General features: G+C 69.7%; 23 protein-coding genes and 1 tRNA gene. 13 read left to right on the top strand and 11 right to left on the bottom strand.

The annotated features are described in order from the left end of the window. The first annotated feature begins 23 nt into the window (after positions 1-23). Positions 24-97, top strand: a tRNA-Pro gene (locus ABZ078_RS29535). Positions 98-459: 362 nt separating this feature from the next. Here ABZ078_RS29535 and ABZ078_RS29540 read toward each other — a convergent pair. Next, positions 460-1,149: a TetR family transcriptional regulator gene (locus ABZ078_RS29540; protein WP_356580202.1), complete on the bottom strand. Its 690-nt coding sequence runs from the start codon at positions 1,147-1,149 to the stop codon at positions 460-462. 146 nt (positions 1,150-1,295) lie between these two features. Between ABZ078_RS29540 and ABZ078_RS29545 the strand changes: the two genes are divergently transcribed. Further along, on the top strand, positions 1,296-1,961 hold the full coding sequence (locus ABZ078_RS29545; RefSeq protein WP_356580204.1) for a hypothetical protein: 666 nt from the start codon (positions 1,296-1,298) through the stop codon (positions 1,959-1,961). Then, complete coding sequence (locus ABZ078_RS29550; RefSeq protein WP_356580206.1) at positions 1,961-3,223, top strand: MFS transporter; 1,263 nt, start codon at positions 1,961-1,963, stop codon at positions 3,221-3,223. Before ABZ078_RS29545 ends, ABZ078_RS29550 begins: the two co-directional genes overlap by 1 nt. 51 nt (positions 3,224-3,274) lie before the next feature. Here ABZ078_RS29550 and ABZ078_RS29555 read toward each other — a convergent pair whose 3' ends face one another. Continuing rightward, the gene (locus tag ABZ078_RS29555; RefSeq protein WP_356580208.1) at positions 3,275-3,529 is read right to left on the bottom strand and encodes a hypothetical protein; all 255 of its coding nucleotides are present in this window, start codon (positions 3,527-3,529) and stop codon (positions 3,275-3,277) included. A 122-nt stretch (positions 3,530-3,651) separates the two neighbouring features. Then, complete coding sequence (locus ABZ078_RS29560) at positions 3,652-4,062, bottom strand: MerR family transcriptional regulator (RefSeq protein ID WP_356580210.1); 411 nt, start codon at positions 4,060-4,062, stop codon at positions 3,652-3,654. 728 nt (positions 4,063-4,790) lie between these two features. Here ABZ078_RS29560 and ABZ078_RS29565 point away from each other — a divergent pair. The 4 genes from ABZ078_RS29565 (at position 4,791) to ABZ078_RS29580 (ending at position 7,685) form a co-directional block, all read left to right on the top strand. Further along, positions 4,791-5,261, top strand: a complete 471-nt coding sequence (locus ABZ078_RS29565; RefSeq protein ID WP_356580212.1) for a hypothetical protein — start codon at positions 4,791-4,793, stop codon at positions 5,259-5,261. Positions 5,262-5,711: 450 nt separating this feature from the next. Continuing rightward, positions 5,712-6,353: a hypothetical protein gene (locus tag ABZ078_RS29570; RefSeq protein WP_356580213.1), complete on the top strand. Its 642-nt coding sequence runs from the start codon at positions 5,712-5,714 to the stop codon at positions 6,351-6,353. Positions 6,354-6,516: 163 nt separating this feature from the next. Next, on the top strand, positions 6,517-6,978 hold the full coding sequence (locus tag ABZ078_RS29575) for a hypothetical protein (protein ID WP_356580215.1): 462 nt from the start codon (positions 6,517-6,519) through the stop codon (positions 6,976-6,978). 86 nt (positions 6,979-7,064) lie between these two features. Further along, positions 7,065-7,685, top strand: a complete 621-nt coding sequence (locus ABZ078_RS29580; RefSeq protein ID WP_356580217.1) for a dihydrofolate reductase family protein — start codon at positions 7,065-7,067, stop codon at positions 7,683-7,685. 63 nt (positions 7,686-7,748) lie between these two features. On the opposite strand, the gene ABZ078_RS29585 is transcribed toward ABZ078_RS29580, so the two are convergent. From ABZ078_RS29585 to ABZ078_RS29600, 4 genes are all read right to left on the bottom strand, one after another. Next, positions 7,749-8,384 carry a helix-turn-helix domain-containing protein gene (locus tag ABZ078_RS29585; protein WP_356580219.1) on the bottom strand — a complete coding sequence of 212 codons (636 nt, stop codon included), beginning with the start codon at positions 8,382-8,384 and terminating at the stop codon, positions 7,749-7,751. A 98-nt stretch (positions 8,385-8,482) separates the two neighbouring features. Continuing rightward, positions 8,483-9,826 (bottom strand): SLC13 family permease, encoded by a 1,344-nt coding sequence (locus ABZ078_RS29590; protein ID WP_356580221.1) that lies wholly within the window; start codon positions 9,824-9,826, stop codon positions 8,483-8,485. A gap of 17 nt (positions 9,827-9,843) precedes the next feature. Beyond that, positions 9,844-10,704, bottom strand: coding sequence for a hydroxymethylglutaryl-CoA lyase (locus ABZ078_RS29595; protein ID WP_356580223.1), 861 nt, complete (start codon positions 10,702-10,704; stop codon positions 9,844-9,846). Between the two features lies 1 nt (position 10,705). Further along, positions 10,706-11,929: a CaiB/BaiF CoA-transferase family protein gene (locus ABZ078_RS29600; protein WP_356580225.1), complete on the bottom strand. Its 1,224-nt coding sequence runs from the start codon at positions 11,927-11,929 to the stop codon at positions 10,706-10,708. Between the two features lie 359 nt (positions 11,930-12,288). On the opposite strand from ABZ078_RS29600, the gene hppD reads away from it, so the two are divergent. Beyond that, positions 12,289-13,425 (top strand): 4-hydroxyphenylpyruvate dioxygenase, encoded by a 1,137-nt coding sequence (hppD, locus tag ABZ078_RS29605; RefSeq protein WP_356580258.1) that lies wholly within the window; start codon positions 12,289-12,291, stop codon positions 13,423-13,425. Positions 13,426-13,469: 44 nt separating this feature from the next. Then, positions 13,470-14,678, top strand: a complete 1,209-nt coding sequence (gene fahA / locus ABZ078_RS29610) for a fumarylacetoacetase (RefSeq protein ID WP_356580227.1) — start codon at positions 13,470-13,472, stop codon at positions 14,676-14,678. A 15-nt stretch (positions 14,679-14,693) separates the two neighbouring features. Here the strand turns inward: fahA and ABZ078_RS29615 are convergent, their stop codons facing one another. Further along, positions 14,694-15,185, bottom strand: coding sequence for a MarR family transcriptional regulator (locus ABZ078_RS29615; protein WP_356580229.1), 492 nt, complete (start codon positions 15,183-15,185; stop codon positions 14,694-14,696). 124 nt (positions 15,186-15,309) lie between these two features. On the opposite strand from ABZ078_RS29615, the gene ABZ078_RS29620 reads away from it, so the two are divergent. The 4 genes from ABZ078_RS29620 (at position 15,310) to ABZ078_RS29635 (ending at position 19,413) form a co-directional block, all read left to right on the top strand. Continuing rightward, positions 15,310-16,674 (top strand): aminotransferase class I/II-fold pyridoxal phosphate-dependent enzyme, encoded by a 1,365-nt coding sequence (locus ABZ078_RS29620; RefSeq protein WP_356580231.1) that lies wholly within the window; start codon positions 15,310-15,312, stop codon positions 16,672-16,674. 139 nt (positions 16,675-16,813) lie between these two features. Next, on the top strand, positions 16,814-17,476 hold the full coding sequence (locus ABZ078_RS29625) for an NUDIX domain-containing protein (RefSeq protein WP_356580233.1): 663 nt from the start codon (positions 16,814-16,816) through the stop codon (positions 17,474-17,476). A 103-nt stretch (positions 17,477-17,579) separates the two neighbouring features. Next, the gene (locus ABZ078_RS29630; protein WP_356580235.1) at positions 17,580-18,563 is read left to right on the top strand and encodes an aldo/keto reductase; all 984 of its coding nucleotides are present in this window, start codon (positions 17,580-17,582) and stop codon (positions 18,561-18,563) included. 46 nt (positions 18,564-18,609) lie between these two features. Further along, complete coding sequence (locus tag ABZ078_RS29635) at positions 18,610-19,413, top strand: DUF427 domain-containing protein (protein WP_356580236.1); 804 nt, start codon at positions 18,610-18,612, stop codon at positions 19,411-19,413. Here the strand turns inward: ABZ078_RS29635 and ABZ078_RS29640 are convergent. The 3 genes from ABZ078_RS29640 to iolD are packed head-to-tail and all read right to left on the bottom strand — an operon-like array spanning position 19,403 to position 23,661. After that, a complete protein-coding gene (locus ABZ078_RS29640) occupies positions 19,403-20,188 on the bottom strand; it encodes a GntR family transcriptional regulator (protein ID WP_356580237.1) in 786 nt (261 codons plus the stop codon). The genes ABZ078_RS29635 and ABZ078_RS29640 overlap by 11 nt on opposite strands. A 52-nt stretch (positions 20,189-20,240) precedes the next feature. Next, complete coding sequence (locus ABZ078_RS29645) at positions 20,241-21,734, bottom strand: CoA-acylating methylmalonate-semialdehyde dehydrogenase (protein ID WP_356580239.1); 1,494 nt, start codon at positions 21,732-21,734, stop codon at positions 20,241-20,243. A 49-nt stretch (positions 21,735-21,783) separates the two neighbouring features. Continuing rightward, positions 21,784-23,661 carry a 3D-(3,5/4)-trihydroxycyclohexane-1,2-dione acylhydrolase (decyclizing) gene (gene iolD, locus ABZ078_RS29650; protein WP_356580241.1) on the bottom strand — a complete coding sequence of 626 codons (1,878 nt, stop codon included), beginning with the start codon at positions 23,659-23,661 and terminating at the stop codon, positions 21,784-21,786. Positions 23,662-23,668 lie beyond the last annotated feature (7 nt).

Raw genomic sequence — 23,668 nt, forward strand, 5'->3', positions numbered from 1 at the left:
GCGGTTCACCGCACGGCGCGCACCGGGACGTGGCGCAGCTTGGTAGCGCACTTGACTGGGGGTCAAGGGGTCGCAGGTTCAAATCCTGTCGTCCCGACTGAAGACAGTCGCAGGTCAGGGCCGGTTTCGGAGGCATCCGAAACCGGCCCTTGATCATTCTTGGGGACCAGTGGGGGACCGGCGTCCTTCACCGTCGGCGTGTGCACGACGGAGGTCAGGGGCCGGCGGCCACGAGCAGCTGCGTCACCGCGGAGTGCCCCGCGCGCACGGTCGAGGACGCCACTGTGGGGTCGATGCCTTGGACGGCGTAGATGCCCCGTTCAAACGCCAGCGAAGGGGCGGGGGCGGTGCAACACCACTGTTGTCTCGCGGTGGATCCATGTCCTGCATGGCCAGCTCGCACTGTAGGCCGCGATCTCGAGTGGCCCCTGAGCCAGCGTAGAGACTGGATAGCCGGGATCACTGCGGCGCTGCGCCGGCATCGAGATTCAGGGCAAGGCTGGCAGGGATGGCGTCGAAGGCTTCTTCGACGCGACGTGCGAGGGTCTTGGTGCCTCCGTGGCCGCGGCGTTTGTCGTAGCCGTCGGGGCCGCGGCCGGCGACCCAGTTGCGGGCGCCGCAGCGCCATGCGCTGAGGGCGAACTCGCCGAGGAGACGCAGCCGTACGTCCTCGCGGCTGTCGACGTCGAGGCGTTCTTCGAGGATCTCCACCAGGCGCTGCTGGACCTTCATGGAGGACACGAGGCTGTGGTCGTGCAGGACTGGGGTGCCGGCGGCGAGGCGGCGGGTGCGCAGGAAGCGTTGGTCCCAGTCGTCAGGCATGGACAGGATGGCCGCGGTCAGCGAGGTGCGCAGCGCGTCAAGTGCGGGGCCGGGGGCGGTGTGCGCTTCGAAGTGGGCGGTGTAGGCGTCCCAGAGTTCGCCCTCGGCGGCCATGGCGACGTCTTCTTTGGTGCCGTAGTAGCGGAAGAAGGTGCTGCGGCCGATCTCGGCGTGGGCGGTCAGTTCTTCGAGGGTGACGCGGTCGAAGCCGCGCTCGCTGAACAACGCCAGCGCGGTGTCGGCGAGCGCGCGGCGGGTGCGCTGCTTCTTGCGTTCACGCAACGGCAGGGCGCTGTCGTCGTCGGGGGCTGGGGTGTCGGTGGCCACGAGGCCAGGTTACCGATGCGGGATCCGGGCCTGAATGGCACTGGAGCCATTTTGGTACTCATGACAGGCTTGGACTCAGTCTCACTTTCTTGGGTGTGGGCCGGGCCTCGCCCTGCCCGCCCGTTCGACATGTGGGGAGAGCTGTCGTGATACGCCGTACCGAAATTCCGCCCGAGGTCACCCGCGCCGATGCGTGCACGGTGGTGATCACGGTGCGGCACGCGGGCGACGCCGCGCTCCAGCAGGTCCTGGCCGAAGCAGCGGCAAACGGCCGGGAGCAGGGGCCCTGGCCGGGTGGGCTGTTGAGCTGGTCGTTGTTCGCCAGTACCGACGGGCAGGCGTTGATGGCGTACGAGCAGTGGGCCGACGATGCCTCCCTCGATGCGGCTCTGGCCTCACCGGCGCCGTACGTGCCGGGGATCGTGGGCACCGAGCCGTCCGCGCCGGTCCGCTACCGCCTGCACCGCTCCCATGTGAGCGTGGCCGGGCACGCTGAGGCGGGGTGTGTGGTCACCCCGGTGTTCGATGTGGACGGGCCGGAGCGGCAGCGGCACTTCATCGACGAGGTGTTCACGATGACCAAGGACGTGCCGCCGATGCCTGGTTCGATCGCCGCGCACTTTCACACCAGTGCCGATGGCACCCGGGTCTTCAACTATGCGGAGTGGACGGGCGAGCAGGCCCATATCGACGCCGTCACCGCCGATAACCCGCAGCGCATCCGGAGCCGCATCACCGGCGAGATCGAGGGTGTGCGGCCGTGCGGATACCGCCGCTGGCACCTGCACACCGCCCTGACCACGGCACCGTGATGTCCGCTGACGCCGCGACGTCGAAGGGCACTGCGGATGCGGGGCGGGGCTCGCTGACGGTGCTGCTGCTTGCCTCCACGCTGGGGGTGATGGGCGGCGCCACCATCGCCCCGGTCATCGAGGTGATCCGCCAGGCCCTCGATGTGGGCGGCACCGAGGCCGGGTTGGTGCTGACCTCCCACAGTCTGGCCATTGCCCTGGTCAGCCCCCTGGTCGGGCGGGCCACCGACCGCTTCGGCGTCCGAATCCCACTCGCCGCGGGGCTCGTGGTGTACGGGCTGGGCGGCGGCGCGGGCCTGGTCATCGACTCCTACCCGGTGCTGTTTGCCTCCCGCTTGGTTCTGGGCGTGGGTGCGGCGGCGGTGTTCACCTGCTCCACCGCCGCCCTGCTGGGCCTGTACCGGGGAGAGATACGCGACAAAGTGATGGGCTGGCGCACCGCCGCCACCACAGCGGGCGGCTTTGCCTACCCCCTCGCGGCCGGCGCTCTGGGCAACCACTCCTGGCACGCACCGTTCGCCATCTACCTGATCGGCCTGCCGCTGGGCGCCGCCACTTTGCTCACCCTGCCCGAGGCCACCCCGGCAAGCCAGAACAGCCCGAAGACGAAAGGGCCTCGTGGCGGGGCTGTCCGGCTACTGCGCGAGCACCCGCTGGTGCTGGGACTGTGCGGACTGTGGGTGGCCAGCACCGGGCTGATGATGGTGCTGGCGGTCTCCCTGCCTCGCCGCCTGGACCAGCTGGGCATTCACGACACACTGGTGGTCGCGCTGTACGGCATCGTGCTGTCCTCCGGCGCCGCGAGCCTGATCGGCCTGACCTACGCCAAGCTCACCGCCCGCTTCGGCTATGTGGTGTTGATGCGGTGCGCGGTCGGTGCCTGGACAGCGGGGCTGGTGCTGTTCGCCGTCGCCGGACACTGGGGGCCTTTGCTCCTCGTGCCAGTACTGACCGGCGTCGGCAGCGGCATCATGATGCCCACCCTCACCGTCCTGGTCGACCGTTCGGCTCCGGCCGAACAGCGTGGCACCGCGAATTCGTTGCAGGCCACGGCGCTGTTCGGCGGGCAGTTCGGCTCGCCTCTGGTGTTCGGTCCGTTGATCGACGCCACCTCGATCGCCACCGGTTCGCTGGTCGCGGCGACCGGTACTGCGGGCATCCTGGCCGCGCTGTTCCGGCTGCGGGAACCCGACCAGCCGAGCGACGACGCGGAGCTGGGCAAGGACGATCCACACGCGGCCCAAGTCGGCGACCAGGCATGACATGGCACCTGATCGCGACAGCACTTCGTGAACAAGGGGGCAGCCCGGCTCTTACCTCCTCCCCGGTGCCGCGGCTGCCCCTCGGCGGCGCGGGCCGGGCAGCGCGAAGGCCAGCGCGGCAACGGTCGTGCACACGGCCGCGAGGGCCACGAACACCGTCCGGTAGGAGGCAGCCGTGCCTGCGGTGGCTGCGGCGAGGGTGACCAGAGCGGCCAGACCGACGGCACCGCCGATCTGGTAGCCGTTGGCGGCAAATCTGGTGGCCTTGCGCCAGCCGTCCTCATCCACCGCGAAGCGCCAGCCCACACCGTCGAGAAGAAGGCCGCAGTACCAGGCAGGTCGCGGGTTTTGAGGTCCATCCAGCAGAACCTGTTCACGGTGGCTCCTCTGTTGCCCGGATGCCGGGGTATCGGGTGACCGGACGGCTTCTAAGGCGCGGCGACCTGGTCCCGTGCCAGGCGCTCGCGCAGCGTGGCAGCGAATTCCTCGGCCCGCGCCAGCTGGGTGCGGAGCCTCTCCACCTGCTCGGCGGCACCCTGCTCGTATCCGCGGACGCGCCCCAGCAGGGTCTCCCGCTCGTCCACCGTCAGCTCCTCGCCGGAGTCGAGGCGGTCGGTGACCTCCAGCAGATCCCGCATCTCGTCGAGAGTGAAGCCGAGCGGCTTCATACGACGGATAACCATCAGGCGAGCCACGTCGGCCTCGGTGTAGAGACGGAAGCCGCCCTGGGAACGAGCGGAGGGGATGACCAGGCCGGTCTCCTCGTAGTACCGGATGGTGCGCAGCGACAGCTCGGCCCGTGCGGCGACCTCGCCGATCTGCATGTGCTCGCTGCTCACACGAGCGCCCTTCCCATCTGTCGCCAAGGCCACAGACGGCCGACGAGTGAGTGATCGTCGGGGTCGGCTCCGCGCCGTCCCCGCTCCCATGGTGCGGGATAGATCATTCCCCTGACCGTCAGCCGGATCGGGGCCGACGAAGCCCCCGGCGAAGACCGATGCCTGCAGGAGAGAGCGCGCATGCCCATGACGCCCAGCGCCGCCGCCTGCCCGCCGTGATCCTTCGCCCCTGAGCAGCCCCGCAGATTCCATCTCGGCCGCTGCTTCCTTCTGGCTTCAGCCCGCCGTACGTGGGCTTCGCGGATGGCCGACCCGGCCCTGCCGCGCCTTCCCGCACGCCCCGAGTGATGCCGGGCGTGCTCGAGCACGACAGATACCTTCCTTGTCGGCCCTGTACTCCCGAAGCTGCCGCGAAGTGGCAAGTAGCTCTCTGTGAAGCTCTGGTCTCCATATCGTCCGTCAGGCGCCGCCGGATCAGCGTCCGCCACGAGGGGCAATGGGGCACGGGATGACAGTAGTAGTGATTCCGCTTTGGGGTCGTCTCATCGGACATGTATGCCCTGATGCCCTGCCAGAGTGGTGGCCGCAGTGAATACGCGGTTTACCGCGATGGACGACCCGGCCACTGACCATGACGGGTGCCCGCAGACGACACCTTGCCGTAGCTATGCGAGAACCGAGCCAACTACTCTGGCGGCTGATCTCCTGAACCGGAAAGGGAGGCCGCCGTGCCCGACCCGAGCACCCCCGACGAGGACGGCGAAAACCCCTCCTCTGTCGAGACCGCCAAGCCCCTGTCCAAGAAGAAGCTCCTCCTCGTCCTCGGCATCGGCGCCGTGGCCGTCGTCGCGGTCGGCGGCCTGCTCATCAAGCTCGCCCAGAAGAACTACGCCACTGAGGACGTCGAGACCGACGAGTCACTCGATGCCAGGGTTCCGACACCCGCGGAGCTTGAGTTCGCCGCCATCGTGCGCGCTGCCGCAGAAAGCGTGGGGAAGATCATGAGCGTCTCCACGAGTGGCTTCAACGTGGAAGCAAAGATCCGATCCAACTCCGGCAGGGGAACGTGGACGGCGTACTTCGAGTTTGATGAGGAGACAGGCCACTGCCACTACTCCCATCCCTACCGGGGCGCGACCGCGCCTCTGTTCTTCATCGAGGAGGTCCAACGGCGACTCAGCGAAGCAGCGGCCGCATGACAGCCAGTTCGCCGCTCAGCCGGGGCAGCCAGCGGTACACGACCCCCTCCCTGCACAGCGAGGGAGACGACCGATCTCCCGCGCCCAGCCGGCCCGGTACGAGATTTCCCGCTGCCCGTCCCAGATGAACGTGCGCACCGCGGCCGCGCCCGTACCGGGTGATAGCGCAGGAAGCTGTACACGACCCCCTGCGTGAGCCGGTGGCGCTTCCGCGCGCTCTTGGGGAGCCACTCCGGCGCCACCAGCTCCAGCGCGTTGCACTCCGTCGGCTTGTCCGGGTTCGGCCTCAGTACTGGTGGGCTCTCGTACTCAACTGTCGCGAGTTCGCCGAGGAGTCCAACCGGCTCGTGACAAATGTGTGATCGCGAGCGGCGTACGGTTCCCAGGGCCGGTTGCTCTCCTTCATCGACCACACCCACTGACCTTCGACTCCGCTGATAGGTTCCTGCAGTGAGCGAGCAGCTACCCAGCGGCGGCATCGAGCTGTCACCCGACGACATCGAAGCCCTGCCCATCAGGTGGTCATCCTGCTGGGCCCCGAGTGAGGTCGCGCAGCAGCTGACCGGGAGCAGCACGCCTTGGTACGTGGCCGCGGGCTGGGCGCTGGACCTGTTCCGCGGCAAGCAGACGCGCGCTCATGGAGACATCGAGATCGCGATTCCGGCCGCGAGTTTTCCAGAAGTCCGCGACCGCTTCCCCGGCTACGCCTTCGACGCGGTAGGCAGCGGCCGGATCTGGGAGGACGCCACACCAGAGGTGCTGGCCGCCGTACATCAGACTTGGCTCCGCGATCCGGCCACCGGAAACTACCTGCTCGACGTGTTCCGCGAACCGCACGACGGCGACACCTGGATCTGCCGACGGGACGAGAGGATCCGGCTTCCCTACAGCGGCATCATCCACCGCACGCAGGACGGCATCCCGTATCTGGCACCCGAACTGGTCCTGCTGTTCAAGGCCAAGCACGCCCGTCGAAAGGATCAAACAGACTTCGAGGCGACCGTCCCGCACATGACCTCTGCTCAGCGCGAGACCCTGGCCAAGCTACTCGCCCGTATGCACCCGGGACACCCCTGGATTGCGGACCTGTAGCGGGGGTGGAACAACGGAACAGCCGTCAGCGCTTTATTGATCAAGTCGTCGTCAGCTCTCCCCAGGCCTGTCTACGGGCTCCTTATTCCCGCTGGCGACCCTTCGCCAAGCACAGCCACCCCAACGGGTGTACATGTGGTGTAGCAGCAAAAAGAGGCACACCATGAAGCACCGAGGTATTGCATCAGTCTTTGTAGCACTTGCGGCAGCTACCGGCCTGGCGCTCGGCGGTTGTACCACCGAGGACGATGACTCCACTCCAGCTCCAACCCGAGAAACGCAGACCGAAGAGCGGCAAGAAGAGTCACCGCAAGGCGGGCGGGAAGATCCCGGGGCCAACGAGCGCAGTGACTTGATCAACTTCAAGCTCGATGACCGCTCGCAAGCCGGGATCACCAACATCTGGGTGACGTGGACGATCAAGAACAACAGCTCGGAGAAATCCAACTACACCTGGGACTGGGAAGCAGTCGATGCCAACGGCACCCGAGTAGCGAGCGGCACCCAGTTGGAAACGAACGTTCAGCCTGGCCAGACGGCCACGGGCGAGTTCCCCACAACGCTGAAGGAAACGCAAGGCATCAAGCTCAACATCACTGACTTCGACCGAACCAAGGCGTTCTGACCGACTGTCATCGCAAGTCAGGGCCTTGTTCCACTTCGGTGAGGCGAGGCCCTCGATTCTTTCTGGCCACCCCGAGGAGGAGCGCGATGACCGAACGCACGGGCAGGGTGACCTGCGACATCACGATCTCGGCCGACGGGTACTCAGCCGGGCTCAACCAGACCGAGGAACGCCCGTTCGGCGACGACGGCGGTGACGGCTCGGGCGACAAGCTGCACGCCTGGATGTTCGCCACTCCCGACGAGAACCGGGCCGAGGTCGACCAGATGACCGCCGCCGAGGCATTCATCATGGGGCGCAACATGTTCGGCCCGGTGCGTGGCGCATGGGATCGGCAGTGGAACGGCTGGTGGGGCGACGATTCGCCGTTCCACGCGCCGGTGTTCGTGCTCACCCACCACGCGCGCGAGCCGCAGCCGATGGACGGCGGCACCACGTACCACTTCGTCACCGACGGCATCGCGGCGGCACTGGCACAGGCACGCGCGGCGGCCGGCGACGGCGATGTCTCGGTCCTCGGCGGCGCGACCACCATCAACCAGTACCTGGCCGCCGGTCTGATCGACGAGCTGCGGCTGCACATCGTGCCGCTCACGCTCGGCGCCGGCACGCGGCTGTTCGAGGGCGTACCGCCGCTGAAACTGGAGCAGGTGAAGTCGCGGTCGGCGGCACTGGTCACGCACGTGACCTACCGCGTGCTGTCCTGAGCCCCGGTGCGATCCCGTCCGCGACGACCAGCGGGGCGCTGACCTGGGCGTCAGCCACCGGGGTCAACCGGCCGCGGCGGCGGACGCGATCTCGGCGGCTGCGGTGACGACTTTCCTGCCGTACATCTGCCCGGGCGATGTGGTCACCCTCGGCACCGGGACGATGACGCAGACGGCCGCCACCGCCTCACCGCGCACGTGGACGGGGGCGCTGACCGAGGCGAGGCCGACGGTCCGTTGCGAGACGGATTCCGCCCACCCCTCGGGACCGAGCCGGCCCTGCAGTGCCGCGGCCGCGGACCCGCCCTCGCTCATGGCGAGGCTGCTGCCGACCGGGAGGCTGACGCGCAGCTCGGTGTCGCCCTCGACGCTGACGGTGCAGACGCGCACGTCACCTCTCGGTACCCACAACTGGCTGGTCTCGTTGATCTCCTTGGTGAGCCGGGTGAGAACGGATCCGGCGAACTCGGTCATCTGGGCGGCGACCAGACGCGAACCCAGGTGGAACCGGCCGTCGGGGTCACGCCTCAGCAGTCCGTGAGCCACCAGCGCGTTCGCCAACCGGTGAGCGGTCGGCACCGTCATGTCCAGCTCCCGCGCGATATGGCTCCCGTTCGCGGGCGCTCGTGCGCACAGGTCGACGATGGCCATGGCCTTGTCCAGGACCCCGACACCGGTGGTCGTCTGTGGTTGCCTCACAGGGATGAGAATAGTCTCTCAGCATGTGAGCACGGTGGGTGCGGGACCCTGGATCCCGTGCCCGCGCCGGCCGGCAGGCGCCACTTTCGTAACAGGCCCTAGACGGATGTCGGGACCAGGACCGTCGCCCAGGCCAGGAGCGGCGCCGTGACCACGACATATCCGCAGTAGCGCAGCATCTGGCGTTGGAAGCGCATCCGGTCCTCGACCTGGGCGCTGGCCAGGACGATGACTCCGTTGGTCGAGAAGGGGCTGACGTCGACGACGGTGGCGCAGAAGGCGAGGGCCACCACGAAGCCGGCCGCCCCCAGCCCGCCCTGGGTCAGCAGCGGCGCGGCCACGGGCAGGGCGATCAGGATGATGCCGAGCGAGGAGCCCACGGCCGAGATGAGACCGACGGCCACGCACAGGAGCAGCGCGGTGAGCAGCGGCCAGGGGAGTTCGGTCGCCTTCTGCCCCACGTACTCCAGGGTTCCGTTGTGGGTCAGGACACCCATGTAGGTGACGACGCCGCAGACCAGGAGCACGGCCGGCCACGAGATGGACTTCATGGCGGGCTCGACGTACCGGGGCGACGCGAGCAGCAGGAACGCGCCGAGGCAGGTCGAGGTGACGCCGACGTCGATGGTGAGCAGGGCGGCCACGAGCAGTCCGCCGATCGCGGCGAAGGTCAGCCAGTGGTCGAGGGTGAACCGGTCGCCCCGGGCCTTTGCCACCGTCGGCTCCGTGACCAGGGTCGTGGGCCGTGGCGTGGCGATCGTGGCGCCCGTCCCGTCGGCCGGCCGGGACGTGGCTCCACCGCCGGCTGCCTCGGCGACGAGGTCCTCGGTGGTGATCGACTCGGTGGAGCGCAGCAGGCCGCGGCCCCGTACGAAGAAGAGGACGGCGGCGATCAGCAGGTTGAGCAGGAACGGGACGATGAAGAGGACCAGCGGCGAGACGTGGATGCCCTGGTCCCGGGTGAGTTCACCGATGCCGACGGAGTACACGGTGACCGGCGAGAACGCCGCGGCCAGGGCACCGTGACTCAGCATCATGCCCATGAGCAGGGGGTCGATGCGGTACTTCCTGGCCAGGGGCATCGCCATCGGGGCGAGCATGCCGACCGCGAGGACGGAGCCCAGCGACATCAGGGCCGCGGCGAGCGCGAACATCAGCCACACGATGGCCCAGGGCTTGCCGTGGACCAGCTTCAGCGCGGCGTTCATGATCAGGTCGATGGTGCCGTTGGCCCGCGCGACCCCGAACAGCAGGGTGATGCCGAACACGACCAGGAACATGTCGCCGGGGAAGAAGGACTGGATGTCCTCGATGGAGATGCCGGACACCCAGCCGCCCACGATGAAGGCGGCGGCGAACCCCAGGATGCCCATGTTGACGGGCCGGACGGTCGCGATGGCGAAGACGGCCACCAAGGCGGCGATCGAGATCAGATACGTCATGACACTCCTGCCATGGATCAGCCGGTCGGCAGCATCGCGCCGCGGGCGAGGGACTGCTGGACCAACTGGGCGGCGTCCGCCAGTTTCCGGGGGTCGATTCCGGTCTCCACGCCTCGTGCCTGAAGGTGGTTCACCAGGGCCTCGGTGGCGAGGTTGCCGTGCGCGCCGGGGGCGAACGGGCAGCCGCCGTAGCCGCCGACGGCACTGTCGAAGTGACGGATCCCGAGTTCGAGGGCGGCGTCGACGGTGTCGAGCGCCTGGTTCTTCGCGTTGTGCAGGTGAAGCCCCAACTCCAGGCCCGGGAGCGCCTCCTGGACCGCGGCGACCGATGCCGCGACGTACTCGGGTGCCGCGATGCCGAGCGTGTCGGCCAGCCCGACCCGTTCGACGCCGATCCGGGCGATCCGTTCGACGACGTCGACGAGTTGCTCGGCCGGGACCGGCCCGTCGAAGGGGCAGACGAACGCGGTGGAGACGCCGGCCACGAACGAGGTGCCGGGGTGGTCGGCGACCGCCGCGGCCAGTTCGTCGATCGCCTGCCGCACGTCCCGGCCGGCGTTGGCCCGACTGTGGCCGGCGCTCGCCGAGGTGACGACCTCCACCACCTCGACACCGGAGGCGGCCGCACGCCGCACCCCTTTGCCGTTGAGCGCGAGCGCCAGCCGCCGTACGCCCAGTCGACCGGTGCCGGCGACCACCTCGGCCGCGTCCGCCATCTGCGGCACACGCGCCGGGTTCACGAACGAGGCCACCTCGATCGCGGTGAGTCCGGCATCGCGCAGGGCGGCGGCGATCGCGAGCTTGTCGGTGGTGGAGACGACGACGTCCTCGTCCTGGAGCCCGTCGCGGAGCACCACGTCGGTGATCTCGACCCGCACCTCAGATCACCCCCGCCCGAGCGAGGCGCTCCAGGTCCTCGGCGCTCAGCCCCAGCCCGGAGAGCACCTCGTGGGTGTGCTCGCCGAGCGCCGGACCCGCCGAGCGGACCTCTCCGGGGGTCTCGGAGAAACGCGGTACGACGGCCGGCATGATCAGCGTCCCGAGGCCGGGGTGCTCGACCTCGACGAGACTTTGACGCTCCTTCACATGCGGGTCGGCGAAGACGTCCTCCATGCTGTTGACGCGGGAGACCGGCACGCCGCTGGCGTCGCAGGCCTTCTGGATCTCGTCGGCGCCGCGGGCGCCGAACCAGTCGGCGACGATGCCGTTGACCGCCTCGCGGTTGACCACGCGGACCCGGTTGGTGCGGTAGCGCGGGTCGGTGGTCATGTCGGCCCGTCCCATCAGCTCGGCGAGCCGGTCGAACGTCTTGTCGGTGCTGGTGGACAGCACCATCCAGACCCCGTCCGCGGCCTGGAAGAGACCGCACGGCACCGTGGCGGGAACCTGGTTTCCCTGGCGTTCGTGGACGACGCCCAGCCGGTCGTACTGGGTGATGAAGCCCTCGAGGAACCGGAGGATCGACTCGTACAGCGCCACGTCCACCTCCTGCGCCCGCCCACCGCGCGCGTCCCGGTGGTAGAGCGCCACGACCGCGCCGAAGGCGGCGAAGAGTCCGGCGACGTAGTCGACCAGGTTGATCGGCGGCAGCACGGGGGGCCGGTCGGGGAAACCGGTGCTGTAGACGTAGCCGCTGAACGCGGTCGCCGGTGTCCCGAAGCCCGGCTGGGGCGCGTACGGGCCGGTCTGGCCGTAGCCGCTCACACGGACGATCACCAGCCCGGGGTTCGCCTCGCGGAGGGTCCGCAGGTCCAGGCCCCACCGGTCGAGTGTGCCCGGCCGGAAGTTCTCCAGCAGCACGTCGTTCTCGGCGACCAGGCGCAGGAAGAGTTCACGGCCCTCGTCCTTGCGGAGATCGAGGGTGACCGATCGCTTGTTGCGCGACAGGGAGACCCACAGCAGCGACTCGTCACCGTCGAAGGGCTGGAGCCCTCGCAGCGGGTCGCCGATCGAGGGGACCTCGATCTTCACGATGTCGGCGCCCAGGTCGCCCATCAGGGCCGCCGCGAACGGGGCCGCGAACACGTTGCCCGCGTCAAGCACCTTCACTCCCGCCAGCGGGCCGCGAGCGGGCGCGGTGGCCGGCCCAGGTGAGTGCGTCATACGCCTCTCATCCCTCTCATTCTTCTCATACTTTGAGTAGAGCTCTCAAAATGTGGCTGCTCCCGGGGAACGTAGGCCCGTCCTCGGGGGCCTGGCAATACCTCTGCAGGCAAAAGCTCCCGGCCCGGATCGCCCTCCGGCATGACTGGGCAACTTGTACAGCCAGTAAGGCGATTCGACCTGCAAAGTGAGCAGCATGGACAGTCGATGGGCGCACTCTTGTGCAGCCGGGGATCGTTGGTGTGTCCTCTCAGCCCAGTGACTCAGCAGCCAGGCCGAGAGGACGACGCGTGACCATCGAAGACACCCTCACCAGCCAGGAACGACTTGCGGAGCTCGACCTCGACCAGCTCAGGCAACTGGTCGGACTCGTGGAGTACGACGCGCAGAGCGATCCCTTCCCCGTCACCGGCTGGGACGCGGTGGTCTGGTCGGTCGGCAACGCGACACAGGCCGCGCTGTACTTCCAGGCGGTCTTTGGGATGGAGCTGGTCGCCTACTCCGGCCCGGAGACCGGCAACCGCGACCACCACGCCTTCGTGCTCCGCTCCGGCGCGGTCCGGTTCGTGCTCAAGGGCGGCGTCGACCCGGACAGCACACTGCTCGACCACCACCGCCGCCACGGGGACGGGGTGATCGACATCGCCCTCGAAGTCCCCGACGTCGACAGGTGCGTCGCCCACGCCCGCGCCCAGGGCGCGACCGTTGTGCGGGAACCGCACGACCTCACCGACGACCACGGCACCGTCCGGCTCGCCGCCATCGCCGCCTACGGCGAGACCCGCCACACCCTGGTGGACCGCTCGCGCTACACCGGTCCCTACCTTCCCGGCTACGTCGCCCGCACCTCGGGGTATGTGAAGCCCGAGGGTGAGCCGAAGCGCCTCTTCCAGGCGCTCGACCACGTCGTGGGCAACGTGGAGCTCGGCCGGATGGACGAGTGGGTCGACTTCTACAACCGCGTCATGGGGTTCACGAACATGGCCGAGTTCGTCGGGGACGACATCGCCACCGACTACTCGGCGCTGATGAGCAAGGTGGTCGCGAGCGGCAACCACCGGGTGAAGTTCCCGCTCAACGAGCCGGCGCTCGCGAAGAAGCGCTCACAGATCGACGAGTACCTCGACTTCTACCGCGGTCCCGGCGCCCAGCACCTCGCCCTGGCCACCAACGACATCATCACCACGGTCGACGTGCTGAGGGCCAAGGGCGTCGAGTTCCTCCACACGCCTCAGACCTACTACACCGATCCCGAACTGCGGGCCCGGATCGGCGAGGTCCGGGTCCCCATCGAGGAACTGGCCTCGCGCGGCATCCTCGTCGACCGCGACGAGGACGGCTACCTGCTGCAGATCTTCACCAAGCCGCTCGGGGACCGGCCCACGCTGTTCTTCGAGTTCATCGAACGCCACGGCTCCCTGGGCTTCGGCAAGGGGAACTTCCAGGCCCTGTTCGAGGCGATCGAGCGCGAGCAGGCCAAGCGCGGCAACTTCTGAGACGTGTTCGAGGGCCATGACTTCCCGATCCGAAAGGGGTGCCGGTGACCTGGCTCGACGTGCCGAAGGACTCGGCGTTCGGCGTCGCGAACCTGCCGTACGGGGTGTTCTCCCACGCGGGCGGGGAGCCCCGCGTCGGCGTGCGGATCGGCGACCGGGTGCTCGACCTGGCCGCCGCACTCGGCGACCCGGTGTTCGCCGCGCCCGCGCTCAACGGCTTCCTCGCCCAGGGCAGACGGCGTTGGACCGAGGTGCGGGCCCGTATCACCGCCCTGCTCACCGACGAGCGGGCACGCCCGGTCGTGGAGCCCGCGCTGGTGCCGCTCGCCGAGGTGCGGTCGCACCTGCCGTTCACGGTCGGCGACTACGTCGACTTCTACGCCAGTGAGCATCACGCGAGCAACATCGGGCGGATGTTCCGCCCCGGCTCCGAGCCGCTGACGCCGAACTGGAAGCACCTGCCGATCGGCTACCACGGACGGTCCGGCACGATCGTCGTGTCGGGCACGCCCGTGCCGCGCCCGCAGGGCCAGCGCAAGGCGCCGGACGACCCCGCGCCCACCTTCGGTCCGTCGCGCATGCTCGACATCGAGGCGGAGGTCGGGTTCGTGGTGGGGGTGGGCTCGTCGCTCGGGCGGCCGGTGAGCGTCCGGGGTTTTTGCGACCACGTGTTCGGCGTGTGCCTGGTCAACGACTGGTCGGCGCGTGATCTCCAGTCCTGGGAGTACGTGCCGCTGGGCCCCTTCCTGGCCAAGTCGTTCGCGACCTCCGTGTCACCGTGGGTCGTACCGCTGGACGCCCTCGACCGGGCGAGGGTCGCCCCGCCGGCCAGGGACCCGGAGCCGCTGCCGTATCTGGCCGACGCCGACGACTGGGGCCTGGACCTGGCCATGGAGGTCCGGCTCAACGGGCATCCGGTCTCACGCCCGCCCTACTCCACGATGTACTGGACGCCCGCGCAGATGCTGGCGCACATGACGGTCAACGGCGCGTCGATCCGTACCGGTGACCTCTACGCGTCCGGCACGGTCAGCGGACCGGAGCGGGACCAGCGGGGCTCGCTGATCGAGCTGAGCTGGGGCGGCCGGGAGCCCCTCACTCTGCCCGACGGCAGCACCCGTGCCTTTCTGGAGGACGGCGACGAGGTCGGCGTCTCGGCGACCGCGCCCGGACCGGACGGCACACTGATCGGGTTCGGTGAGGTCACCGGCCGGATCGTCCCCGTGGACGGTGCCGTCCGCCGAACGGGATGAGCGCGTTCCCGCTCGTCACCCGGCCTCTTCGAGCAGTGCGCTGTTGATCTCGTCCAGGGCGTGGGTCAGCCGGTCGTAGGTCCGGGCGTCCAGCGGATCGACGAAGTAGCGCCGGACCACACGGGCGTGGACGTCGGCGGCGTCGAGGAACACCGAGTGGCCCTGCTCGGTCGGTTCGACCAGGGCCACTCGGCGGTCTTCGGGAGAGGGCACGCGGCGGACCAGCCCGGATGTCTCCATGCGGTCGATCAGACGGGTCGTGCCGCTGCTGGTGAGCGTGAGATCGTCGGCCAGTTGGCGCTGCGAGACCGCCTCACCGGGCTGCCGGCACAGCCGGATGAGCACCTCCAGCATCGTGTGGCTGATCCCGCACTCGCGTCGTACGGCGCTGTCGATGCGCTGTTCCAGGCGCGTGGCGCACTTGATCAGCAGCCCGAAGTCGCGCACGAGCGGGCTGTTCGCGGCGCGGGCGGCGGCCGCGCCGTTCTCTCGGTTCGAGGTGCTCATCCCGCCCACTTTACTGCGCCATCACCTACTGCCGTCTCAGCTGTTGAGAAGTCAATTGCTGACTAGTCAACGAAATCCTAGAGTGGGTGCCCGTCCCCGACGAGCGAGAGCGAGAGGGAGATCAGTGGATCTGCAGCACTGGCTCGCCCGAGCCACCCACGCGATACAGGACTGGGCCGACACCTTCGGCACCTACGAGCCCCACCCGTCCCTGCTCGTCGACGACGAGCGCTTCGCCGCGGCCTTCACGGAGTTCACGGGGCGGCTGAAGGACAACTACCCCTTCTTCCATCCGCATTACGCGGGGCAGATGCTCAAGCCCCCGCACCCGGCCGCGGTGGTCGGCTACCTCACCGCCATGCTGATCAACCCCAACAACCACGCCCTGGACGGCGGCCCCGCCACCGCCCGTATGGAACGCGAGGCCGTCGCCCGGCTCGCCGCGATGTTCGGCTACGACACCCACCTGGGCCACCTCACGACCAGCGGCACGATCGCCAACCTCGAAGCCCTGTTCGTCGCCCGGGAACTCCACCCCGGCCGGGGCGTCGCCTACAGCGCCGACGCCCACTACACCCACGGCCGCATGTGCCACGTCCTGGGCGTGAAAGGCCACCCGGTACGCACCGACGGCCAGGGCCGCCTCGACCTCCAGGCGCTGGAAGACCTCCTGCGCACCGGAGAGGTCGGCACCGTGGTCCTCACCGCAGGCACCACCGGACTCGGAGTCGTCGACCCCGTGCACGAGGCCCTCGCCCTCAAGGAGCGCCACGGTGTCCGCCTGCACGTCGACGCCGCCTACGGCGGCTTCTTCACCCTGCTCGCGGGCGCCGACGGCCCCGAAGGGCTGCCGCCCGAGCCCTGGCGGGCCATCGCGCGGTGCGACTCGATCGTCGTCGACCCGCACAAGCACGGGCTCCAGCCCTACGGCTGCGGCGCCGTCCTCTTCCGCGACCCCGAGGTGGGCCGCCACTACCTCCACGACTCGCCGTACACCTACTTCACCTCCACCGAGCTCCATCTCGGCGAGATCAGCCTGGAGTGCTCACGGGCCGGCGCGGCCGCCGCGGCTCTCTGGCTCACCTTCCAGCTCCTGCCGCCCACCCCGGACGGACTCGGACGGGTCCTGGCGGCCGGGCGCCGTGCCGCGCTCGACTGGGCGGGACTGATCACCGCATCGGACGTGCTGGAGCTGTACCAGCAGCCCGAGCTGGACATCGTCGGCTACTTCCCGGTCGTCGAACCCGCCACCCTGACCGGCATCGACGCGGCCTCCGCCCGCATCCTGGCCGACGGCATGGCGAGCGAGCGCCCGGTGTTCCTCAGCACCCTCAAGGCGGGCCGGGAGGATTTCGCCGCCCGCCATCCGAAGATCACGGCGGACGCCGACGGGGCGAGGATCCTGCGCAGCGTCCTGATGAAGCCGGAATCCGAGCACCATGTCGAGCACCTGCACACCCGAGTCGAGGAGATCGCCCGGCCTCGGTAGCAGTGGGTGACGGCGCCCGCCGGCGGCGGGCCGCGGTCGTGCCCACCGCGACCGCGCCGGACGCGGCCTCGTTCGCCGGCCGGCCGGGATGGTAGAAGCGGGCCATGACCAACTCGCTCAGCCACCCGGCCGGTGTCCGATGACCGCCGGAATCGACACCCCCGACCGCCGCGGCCGCACCGGACTCGACCAGACCGGCCGGGACCTCACCGGCAATCCCCGTGTCAAGGTGCGGGACGTACGGCTCCTCTCCAGCCACTGGTACGTCGAGCGCGCCACCACCTTCGACTTCCAGCACGCCGACGGCACCTGGAGCACCCAGCAGCGCGAGACGCACGACCGCGGCAACGGGGCGACCATGCTGCTGTACGACGCCGAGCGCGAAACCGTCCTGCTCACCCGCCAGTTCCGCTTCCCCGTGTACGTCAACGGCCACCCCGACGGCATGCTGATCGAGACGCCGGGCGGGCTCCTCGACGACGATGACGAGCACCCGGAGATCGCCGTGCGCCGCGAGGTGGTGGAGGAGACCGGGCACACCATCGGCGAGGTCCGGCACGTCTTCGACGTCTACATGAGTCCGGGCTCCGTCACCGAACGCGTCAGTTTCTACGCCGCCGCCTACGGCCCCTCGACCCGCACCCACGAGGGCGGCGGCCTGGACGAGGAGGGCGAGGACATCGAGATCCTCGAACTGCCCTTCCGCAGGGCGCTGGAGATGATCCGAGCCGGGGAGATCGCCGACGCCAAGACGATCATGCTGCTGCAATGGGCGGCGCTGGAGGGCCCGTTCGCCCAGTAGCCCCAAGTGACCGTCCACGCCCTTGACTTGAAGTGCGCTTCAAGATGAAGACTCCCGTTCGTGCCTCCGAAAAGCGGGCGCACGAACGGGAGGGGACTCAGCCATGAAGTACCGCACCATCGGCACCGATCCGAAGAACCGCCGCGAGGTCAGCGTTCTCGCCCTCGGCGCGATGCTGTTCGGCTCACGCACCGACGAGAAGACCTCCTTCGCCGTTCTCGACCGCTATGTCGAGGCCGGCGGGACCTTCATCGACACGTCCGACAACTACGCCTTCTGGGAGGACGGCGGCCAGGGGGGACAGAGCGAGGAACTGCTCGGCCGCTGGCGGCGCAGCCGTGGCGTCGGCGACGAGATCGTCATCGCCACCAAGCTCGGCGCCCGCCCGCTGGCCCCCGGCACCAGTTACGTCGACAACGCCGAGGGCCTGTCCGCGAAGGTCATCCGGGAGTCCGCCGAGCGCAGCCGCGACCGGCTCGGCGTGGCGAAGCTGGACCTGCTCTACGCCCACATCGAGGACCACAAGGTCCCGCTGCGAGAGACCGTCGAGGGGTTCGCCGAGCTGGTCGGCGAGGGCACGGTCGGCCTCCTCGGCGTCAGCAACCACGCCGTCTGGCGGGTGGAGCGGGCCCGCGCCCTCGCCGCCGCGGCCGGACTGCCCGGCTACGAGGTGCTCCAGTACGCCCACAGCCATCTGCGGCCCCGCCTCGACGTCCCCGAGGACCTGTTCCCCGACGGCAGCCTCGGCCACGCCGGCCCCGACCTGCTGAGCTACCTGCGGGAGGAGCCCGGCCTGACCCTGGTCGCCTACTCGCCGCTGCTGAAGGGCGCCTACACCCACCCCGGCCGGCTGCCCGCCGACTTCGACCACCCGGGCACCCCGGCCCGCCTGAAGACGCTGCGCGAGGTGGCCCAGGAGACCGGGGCCACCGTCAACCAGGTCGTCCTGGCCTGGCAGATCGGCGCGGAGTTGCCCGTCGTCCCGCTGGTCGGAGCGTCGTCCGTGGCCCAGCTGGAGGAGAGCCTGGCCGCGGTGGACCTGGAGCTGACCCCGCAGCAGCGGGCCCGGCTCGACGCGGCCCACTGACCCCTCCCGGAGTACGCTCCCAGGAGGAGCCGAAGGAGAGTGGACCATGCCTCTGTTCCCCGACGAGCGGTCCGTCCGTACGACCCCGGAAGGGCTCCTGTGGGAGCCCAGCGAGCGCTGGGTGCGGGGACGCAAGGGTGACGTGACCGTCGTAGACAGCCGGCACCCCGTCCTGGTCTGGGAGCCCGATCTGCCGGTGCCGTGCTACGCGTTCCCGCGTGCGGAGGTCCGCACGGATCTCCTCCGCCCGGCCAAGGATCCGCGCCCGGGCTCCCACACCGGATCGCAGATCTTCTACGACCTCCAGGCCGACGGGCAAGTGGTGGAGAACGCGGCATGGACGTTCCCCGCCGCCGACCTGGCCGACCACATCGCCTTCGAGTGGTTCCACCGCTGGGGCAGCGGCCTGGACCACTGGTACGAGGAGGAGGAAGAGATCTTCGTCCACCCGCGCGACCCGCACAAACGGGTGGACGCCCTGCCCAGCAGCCGCCATGTCCGGGTCGAGATCGGCGGCACGGTCGTCGCGGACAGCCACCGCCCGGTGCTGCTGTTCGAGACCGGGCTGCCGACCCGGTACTACCTGCCCCGCGAGGACGTCCGCCTCGACCTGTTCGAGCCCACCGACCACCGCACCGGCTGCCCGTACAAGGGCAGGGCCCAGTACTGGACCTGGCGCGGTGCGGGCGAGGTCCCGCGGAACATCCTGTGGTGCTACGCCGAGCCGCTGCCCGCGGTGGCCCCCGTCAAGGGGCTCCTGGCCTTCTACAACGAGGCGGTGGACCTCACCGTGGACGGCGAACGGCTGCAGCGGCCCGTCACGCCGTTCACGGCGAGCCTCAGGGCCTGACCAGCAACTGGAAGTCGAACGCGTACCGGGACGCGCGGTAGATGTGCGTGCCGTACTCGACCGGCCGCCCCGTGTCGTCGTACGCCGTGCGCTGCATGGTCAGCAGGGCGGCGCCCTCCTTCTCGTCGAGGCGCTCGGCCTCCTCGGCGGTGGCGCAGCGGGCGCCGATGGTCTGGCGGGCGCTGTGCAGGGTGATGCCGGCGGCGCGCATCATCCGGTACAGGCCGGTCGCCTCCAGCCGGGCGGTGCCGAGATCGAGCAGACTCGCGGGCAGGTAGTTGCACAGGACGGCCACGGGCTGGCCGTGGGTACAGCGCAGCCGTTCCAGGACCGTGACCTCCGCGCCCTCCGCGATGCCGAGCGCGGCCGCGACGTCGGCGGTCGCGGGGACGCGCTCGTTGCGGACGACCTCGGTGGTCGGGCCCTGCCCGGCCGCCTCCAGGTCGTCGTAGAGGCTGCTGAGCTCAAGCGGCCGTTTCACCTGGCTGTGCACCACCTGGGTGCCCACCCCGCGCCGCCGGACCAGCAGCCCCTTGTCGACGAGGGACTGGATGGCCTGCCGGACGGTGGGCCGGGACAGGCCCAGCCGTACCGACAGGTCCACCTCGTTGCCCAGGAGGTTGCCCGGGGCGAGGATCCCGTGCTCGATCGCCTCCTCCAGCTGCTGGGCGAGCTGGTAGTAGAGCGGCACGGGACTGCCCCGGTCCAGGGCGAAGGTCAGCGAGTCCAGCGCGGAGGCGGACACGGCACGTGCGGAGCCGCGGGTCTTCGCCATGGGCCCTCCCTTTCATCGTCCCTCTACGGATGGCAGTTCCGCTGAAGGGGTGTCAGGTGTTGCTGGGGAAACCGAGGTTGATACCGGCGTCGGCCGGGTCCGGCCAGCGCGTGGTGATCACCTTGCCCTGGGTGTAGAAGGCGATGCCGTCGTTGCCGTAGATGTGCAGATCGCCGAAGAGGGAGTCCTTCCAGCCGCCGAAGGAGTGGTAGCCGACGGGGACCGGGATCGGGACGTTGACGCCGACCATGCCCGCCTTGACCTCCAGCTGGAAGCGGCGGGCGGCGCCGCCGTCCCGGGTGAAGATCGCGGTGCCGTTGCCCCAACGGGAGTCGTTGATCAGCTTGATGGCCTCTTCGTACGTCTCCGCGCGCACCACGGCCAGCACGGGACCGAAGATCTCGTCCCGGTACGCGTCCGCCGTCAGCGGCACCCGGTCCAGCAGCGAGACGCCGATGAAGAAGCCGTCCTCGTGACCGTCGACGCGGTACCCCGTGCCGTCGACGACGACCTCGGCGCCCTGCTCGGCGGCCGACGACACGTAGGACGCCACCTTGTCGCGGTGCTCGCGGGTGATCAGCGGGCCCATCTCGGAGGCCGGGTCGTTGCCGGGGCCGATCTTCAGGTTCTTCGCGCGCTCGGCGATCTTGCCGACCAGTTCGTCACCGGTGTCGCCGACGGCCACCACGACCGATACGGCCATGCAGCGCTCGCCCGCCGAGCCGTACGCGGCGTTGATCGCCTGGTCGGCGGCGAAGTCCAGGTCGGCGTCGGGCAGCACCAGCATGTGGTTCTTGGCGCCGCCGAGGGCCTGCACGCGCTTGCCGTGCTCGACCGCCTTGAGCTGGATGTACTTCGCGATCGGGGTGGAGCCGACGAAGGAGACCGCCTCGATGTCCGGGTGCTCCAGGATGCGGTCCACGGCCACCTTGTCGCCCTGCACGATGTTCAGCACACCCTGCGGCAGCCCGGCCTCGGTGGCCAGTTCGGCGAGCCGGTAGGACGCCGACGGGTCCTTCTCGCTGGGCTTGAGCACGAAGGTGTTGCCGCACGCGATGGCCAGCGGGAACATCCACATCGGCACCATGGCCGGGAAGTTGAACGGCGTGATGCCGGCGACCACACCCAGCGGCTGCCGGATCGAGGCGACGTCCACCCGGCTCGACACCTGCGTCGACAGCTCGCCCTTGAGCTGCACGCTGATCCCGCAGGCCAGCTCCACGATCTCCATGCCGCGCGCCACCTCGCCGAGGGCGTCGGAGTGCACCTTGCCGTGCTCGGCGGTGATCAGCTCGGCGATCTCGTCGCGGTGGGCGTCCAGCAGCTCGCGGTACTTGAAGAGGATCTGCGTGCGCTTGGCCAGGGAGGTCTGGCCCCAGCTCTCGAACGCCGCCTTGGCGGAGGCGACCGCGGCGTCGACCTCGTCGACGGTCGCGAAGGCGACCTGCTTCTCCTGGGCACCGGTCGCCGGGTTGTAGACGGGGCCGAAGCGGCCGGAGGTGCCCTCGACGGGCTTGCCGTCGATCCAGTGGGTGATGGTCTTCATGGTGCGAAGGGCCTTTCGTGTGCGGGGAGTTCAGAGGTGGTGACGGCGATCAGAGGTGGCGGCGGCGTCCGGCGACGTGCTGGTCGTAGCGTTCGCGGGCTTCGACGGCGGCCTCGCGCGAGGCGACCTCGGCGACGGGCACGTCCCACCAGGCCTCGGCGCCCGGCGAGGTCGGGTTCATGATGTCCGTCTCGACGTACACGCAGGTCGGCCGGTCGGAGGCACGGGCCGTGGCCAGCGCCTCGCGCAGCTCGCCCACCGTCTTGGCGCGCAGCACGTCCATGCCGAGGCTGGCCGCGTTGGCGGCGAGGTCGACGGGCAGCGGGGCGCCGGTGAAGGTGCCGTCGGCGGCGCGGTAGCGGTAGTCGGTGCCGAAGCGTTCGGCGCCGGTCTCGGCCGACAGCCCGCCGATGGAGGCGTAGCCGTGGTTCTGGATCAGGACGATGTTGACCGGCAGGCGCTCCTGGACCGCGGTGACGATCTCCGTCGGCATCATCAGATAGGTGCCGTCGCCGACCAGCGACCACACGGCCGTGTCCGGGGCGGCCTGCTGGATGCCGATCCCGGCCGGGATCTCGTAGCCCATGCAGGAGTAGCCGTACTCCAGGTGGTACTGGCGCGGCGAGCGCGACCGCCACAGCTTGTGCAGGTCGCCGGGGAGCGAACCGGCCGCGTTGATGACCACGTCGTCGTCGCCGACGATCGCGTCCAGCGCGCCCAGGACCTGGGTCTGCGTGGGTACGGCCGTCTCGTCGTCGGCGCGGTAGGCGGCCTCGACGACCGCCTCCCAACGCTCCTTGCCGGCACGGTACTCGGCCTCGTACGCCGCGCTCACGCGGTGCCCGGCCAGCTCCTCCACCAGCTTCTCGAGTCCGGTCCTGGCGTCGCAGACCAGCGTGCGCGCCGCCAGCTTGTGCGCGTCGAAGCCGGTGATGTTGAGGTTCAGGAAACGCACCTCCGGGTTCTGGAAGAGCGTGCCGGAGGCGGTGGTGAAGTCCGTGTATCTCGTCCCCACGCCGATCACCAGGTCGGCGGCGCGGGCGATGTCGTCGCTCACCGACGTGCCGGTGTGGCCGATGCCGCCGAGGTCGGCGGGGTGGTCGTAGCGCAGGGAGCCCTTGCCCGCCTGGGTGGAGGAGACCGGGATGCCGGTCGCCTCGACGAGGGACTTCAGGGCCGCCTCGGCCTCGCTGTGGTGGACGCCGCCGCCCGCGACGATCAGGGGGCGCTCGGCGGCCCGGATCGCCTCGACGGCCGCCGCCAGCTCGACCGGGTCGGGCGCGGGGCGCCGTACGTACCAGACGCGCTCGGCGAAGAACTCCTCGGGCCAGTCGTACGCCTCCGCCTGGACGTCCTGGGGGAGGGCCAGCGTCACCGCGCCGGTCTCGGCCGGGTCGGCGAGCACGCGCATGGCGTTCAGCGCGGACGGGATCAGGGCCTCGGGGCGGGTGATGCGGTCGAAGTACCGCGACACCGGACGCAGGGTGTCGTTGACCGACACGTCCGCCTCGGTCGGGTGCTCCAGCTGCTGGAGCAGCGGGTCGGGGGCGTGTGAGGCGAAGTAGTCGCCGGGGAGGAGCAGGACCGGGAGGCGGTTGATGGTGGCCAGGGCGGCACCGGTGACGAGGTTCGTCGCGCCGGGGCCGATGGACGTCGTCACCGCCTGCGCGGAGAGGCGGTTGAGCTGGCGGGCGTAGCCGACGGCCGCGTGCACCATGGACTGCTCGTTGCGGCCCTGGTGGTACGGCATGACGCCCTCGCCCGCCTGGAGCAGGGCCTGACCGAGGCCGGCCACGTTGCCGTGACCGAAGATGCCCCAGGTACCGGCGATCAGCCGGTGCCGTACGCCGTCGCGCTCGGTGTACTGGGCGGACAGGAACCGCACCAGCGCCTGGGCGACGGTCAGGCGGACGGTGGACTGGCTCATCGGGGAC

The organism is Streptomyces sp. NPDC006385, assembly GCF_040612485.1.
Taxonomy (GTDB): domain Bacteria; phylum Actinomycetota; class Actinomycetes; order Streptomycetales; family Streptomycetaceae; genus Streptomyces.

Excerpts from the sequence above, each read along its gene's own strand:
- ABZ078_RS29550 (WP_356580206.1), top strand. The coding sequence starts at position 1,961 with ATGTCCGCTGACGCCGCGACGTCGAAGGGCACTGCGGATGCGGGGCGG.
- ABZ078_RS29575 (WP_356580215.1), top strand. The coding sequence starts at position 6,517 with ATGAAGCACCGAGGTATTGCATCAGTCTTTGTAGCACTTGCGGCAGCT.
- ABZ078_RS29580 (WP_356580217.1), top strand. The coding sequence starts at position 7,065 with ATGACCGAACGCACGGGCAGGGTGACCTGCGACATCACGATCTCGGCC.
- ABZ078_RS29590 (WP_356580221.1), bottom strand. The coding sequence starts at position 9,826 with ATGACGTATCTGATCTCGATCGCCGCCTTGGTGGCCGTCTTCGCCATC.
- ABZ078_RS29600 (WP_356580225.1), bottom strand. The coding sequence starts at position 11,929 with ATGACGCACTCACCTGGGCCGGCCACCGCGCCCGCTCGCGGCCCGCTG.
- ABZ078_RS29615 (WP_356580229.1), bottom strand. The coding sequence starts at position 15,185 with ATGAGCACCTCGAACCGAGAGAACGGCGCGGCCGCCGCCCGCGCCGCG.
- ABZ078_RS29625 (WP_356580233.1), top strand. The coding sequence starts at position 16,814 with ATGACCGCCGGAATCGACACCCCCGACCGCCGCGGCCGCACCGGACTC.
- ABZ078_RS29630 (WP_356580235.1), top strand. The coding sequence starts at position 17,580 with ATGAAGTACCGCACCATCGGCACCGATCCGAAGAACCGCCGCGAGGTC.
- ABZ078_RS29635 (WP_356580236.1), top strand. The coding sequence starts at position 18,610 with ATGCCTCTGTTCCCCGACGAGCGGTCCGTCCGTACGACCCCGGAAGGG.
- ABZ078_RS29640 (WP_356580237.1), bottom strand. The coding sequence starts at position 20,188 with ATGGCGAAGACCCGCGGCTCCGCACGTGCCGTGTCCGCCTCCGCGCTG.
- ABZ078_RS29645 (WP_356580239.1), bottom strand. The coding sequence starts at position 21,734 with ATGAAGACCATCACCCACTGGATCGACGGCAAGCCCGTCGAGGGCACC.
- iolD (WP_356580241.1), bottom strand. The coding sequence starts at position 23,661 with ATGAGCCAGTCCACCGTCCGCCTGACCGTCGCCCAGGCGCTGGTGCGG.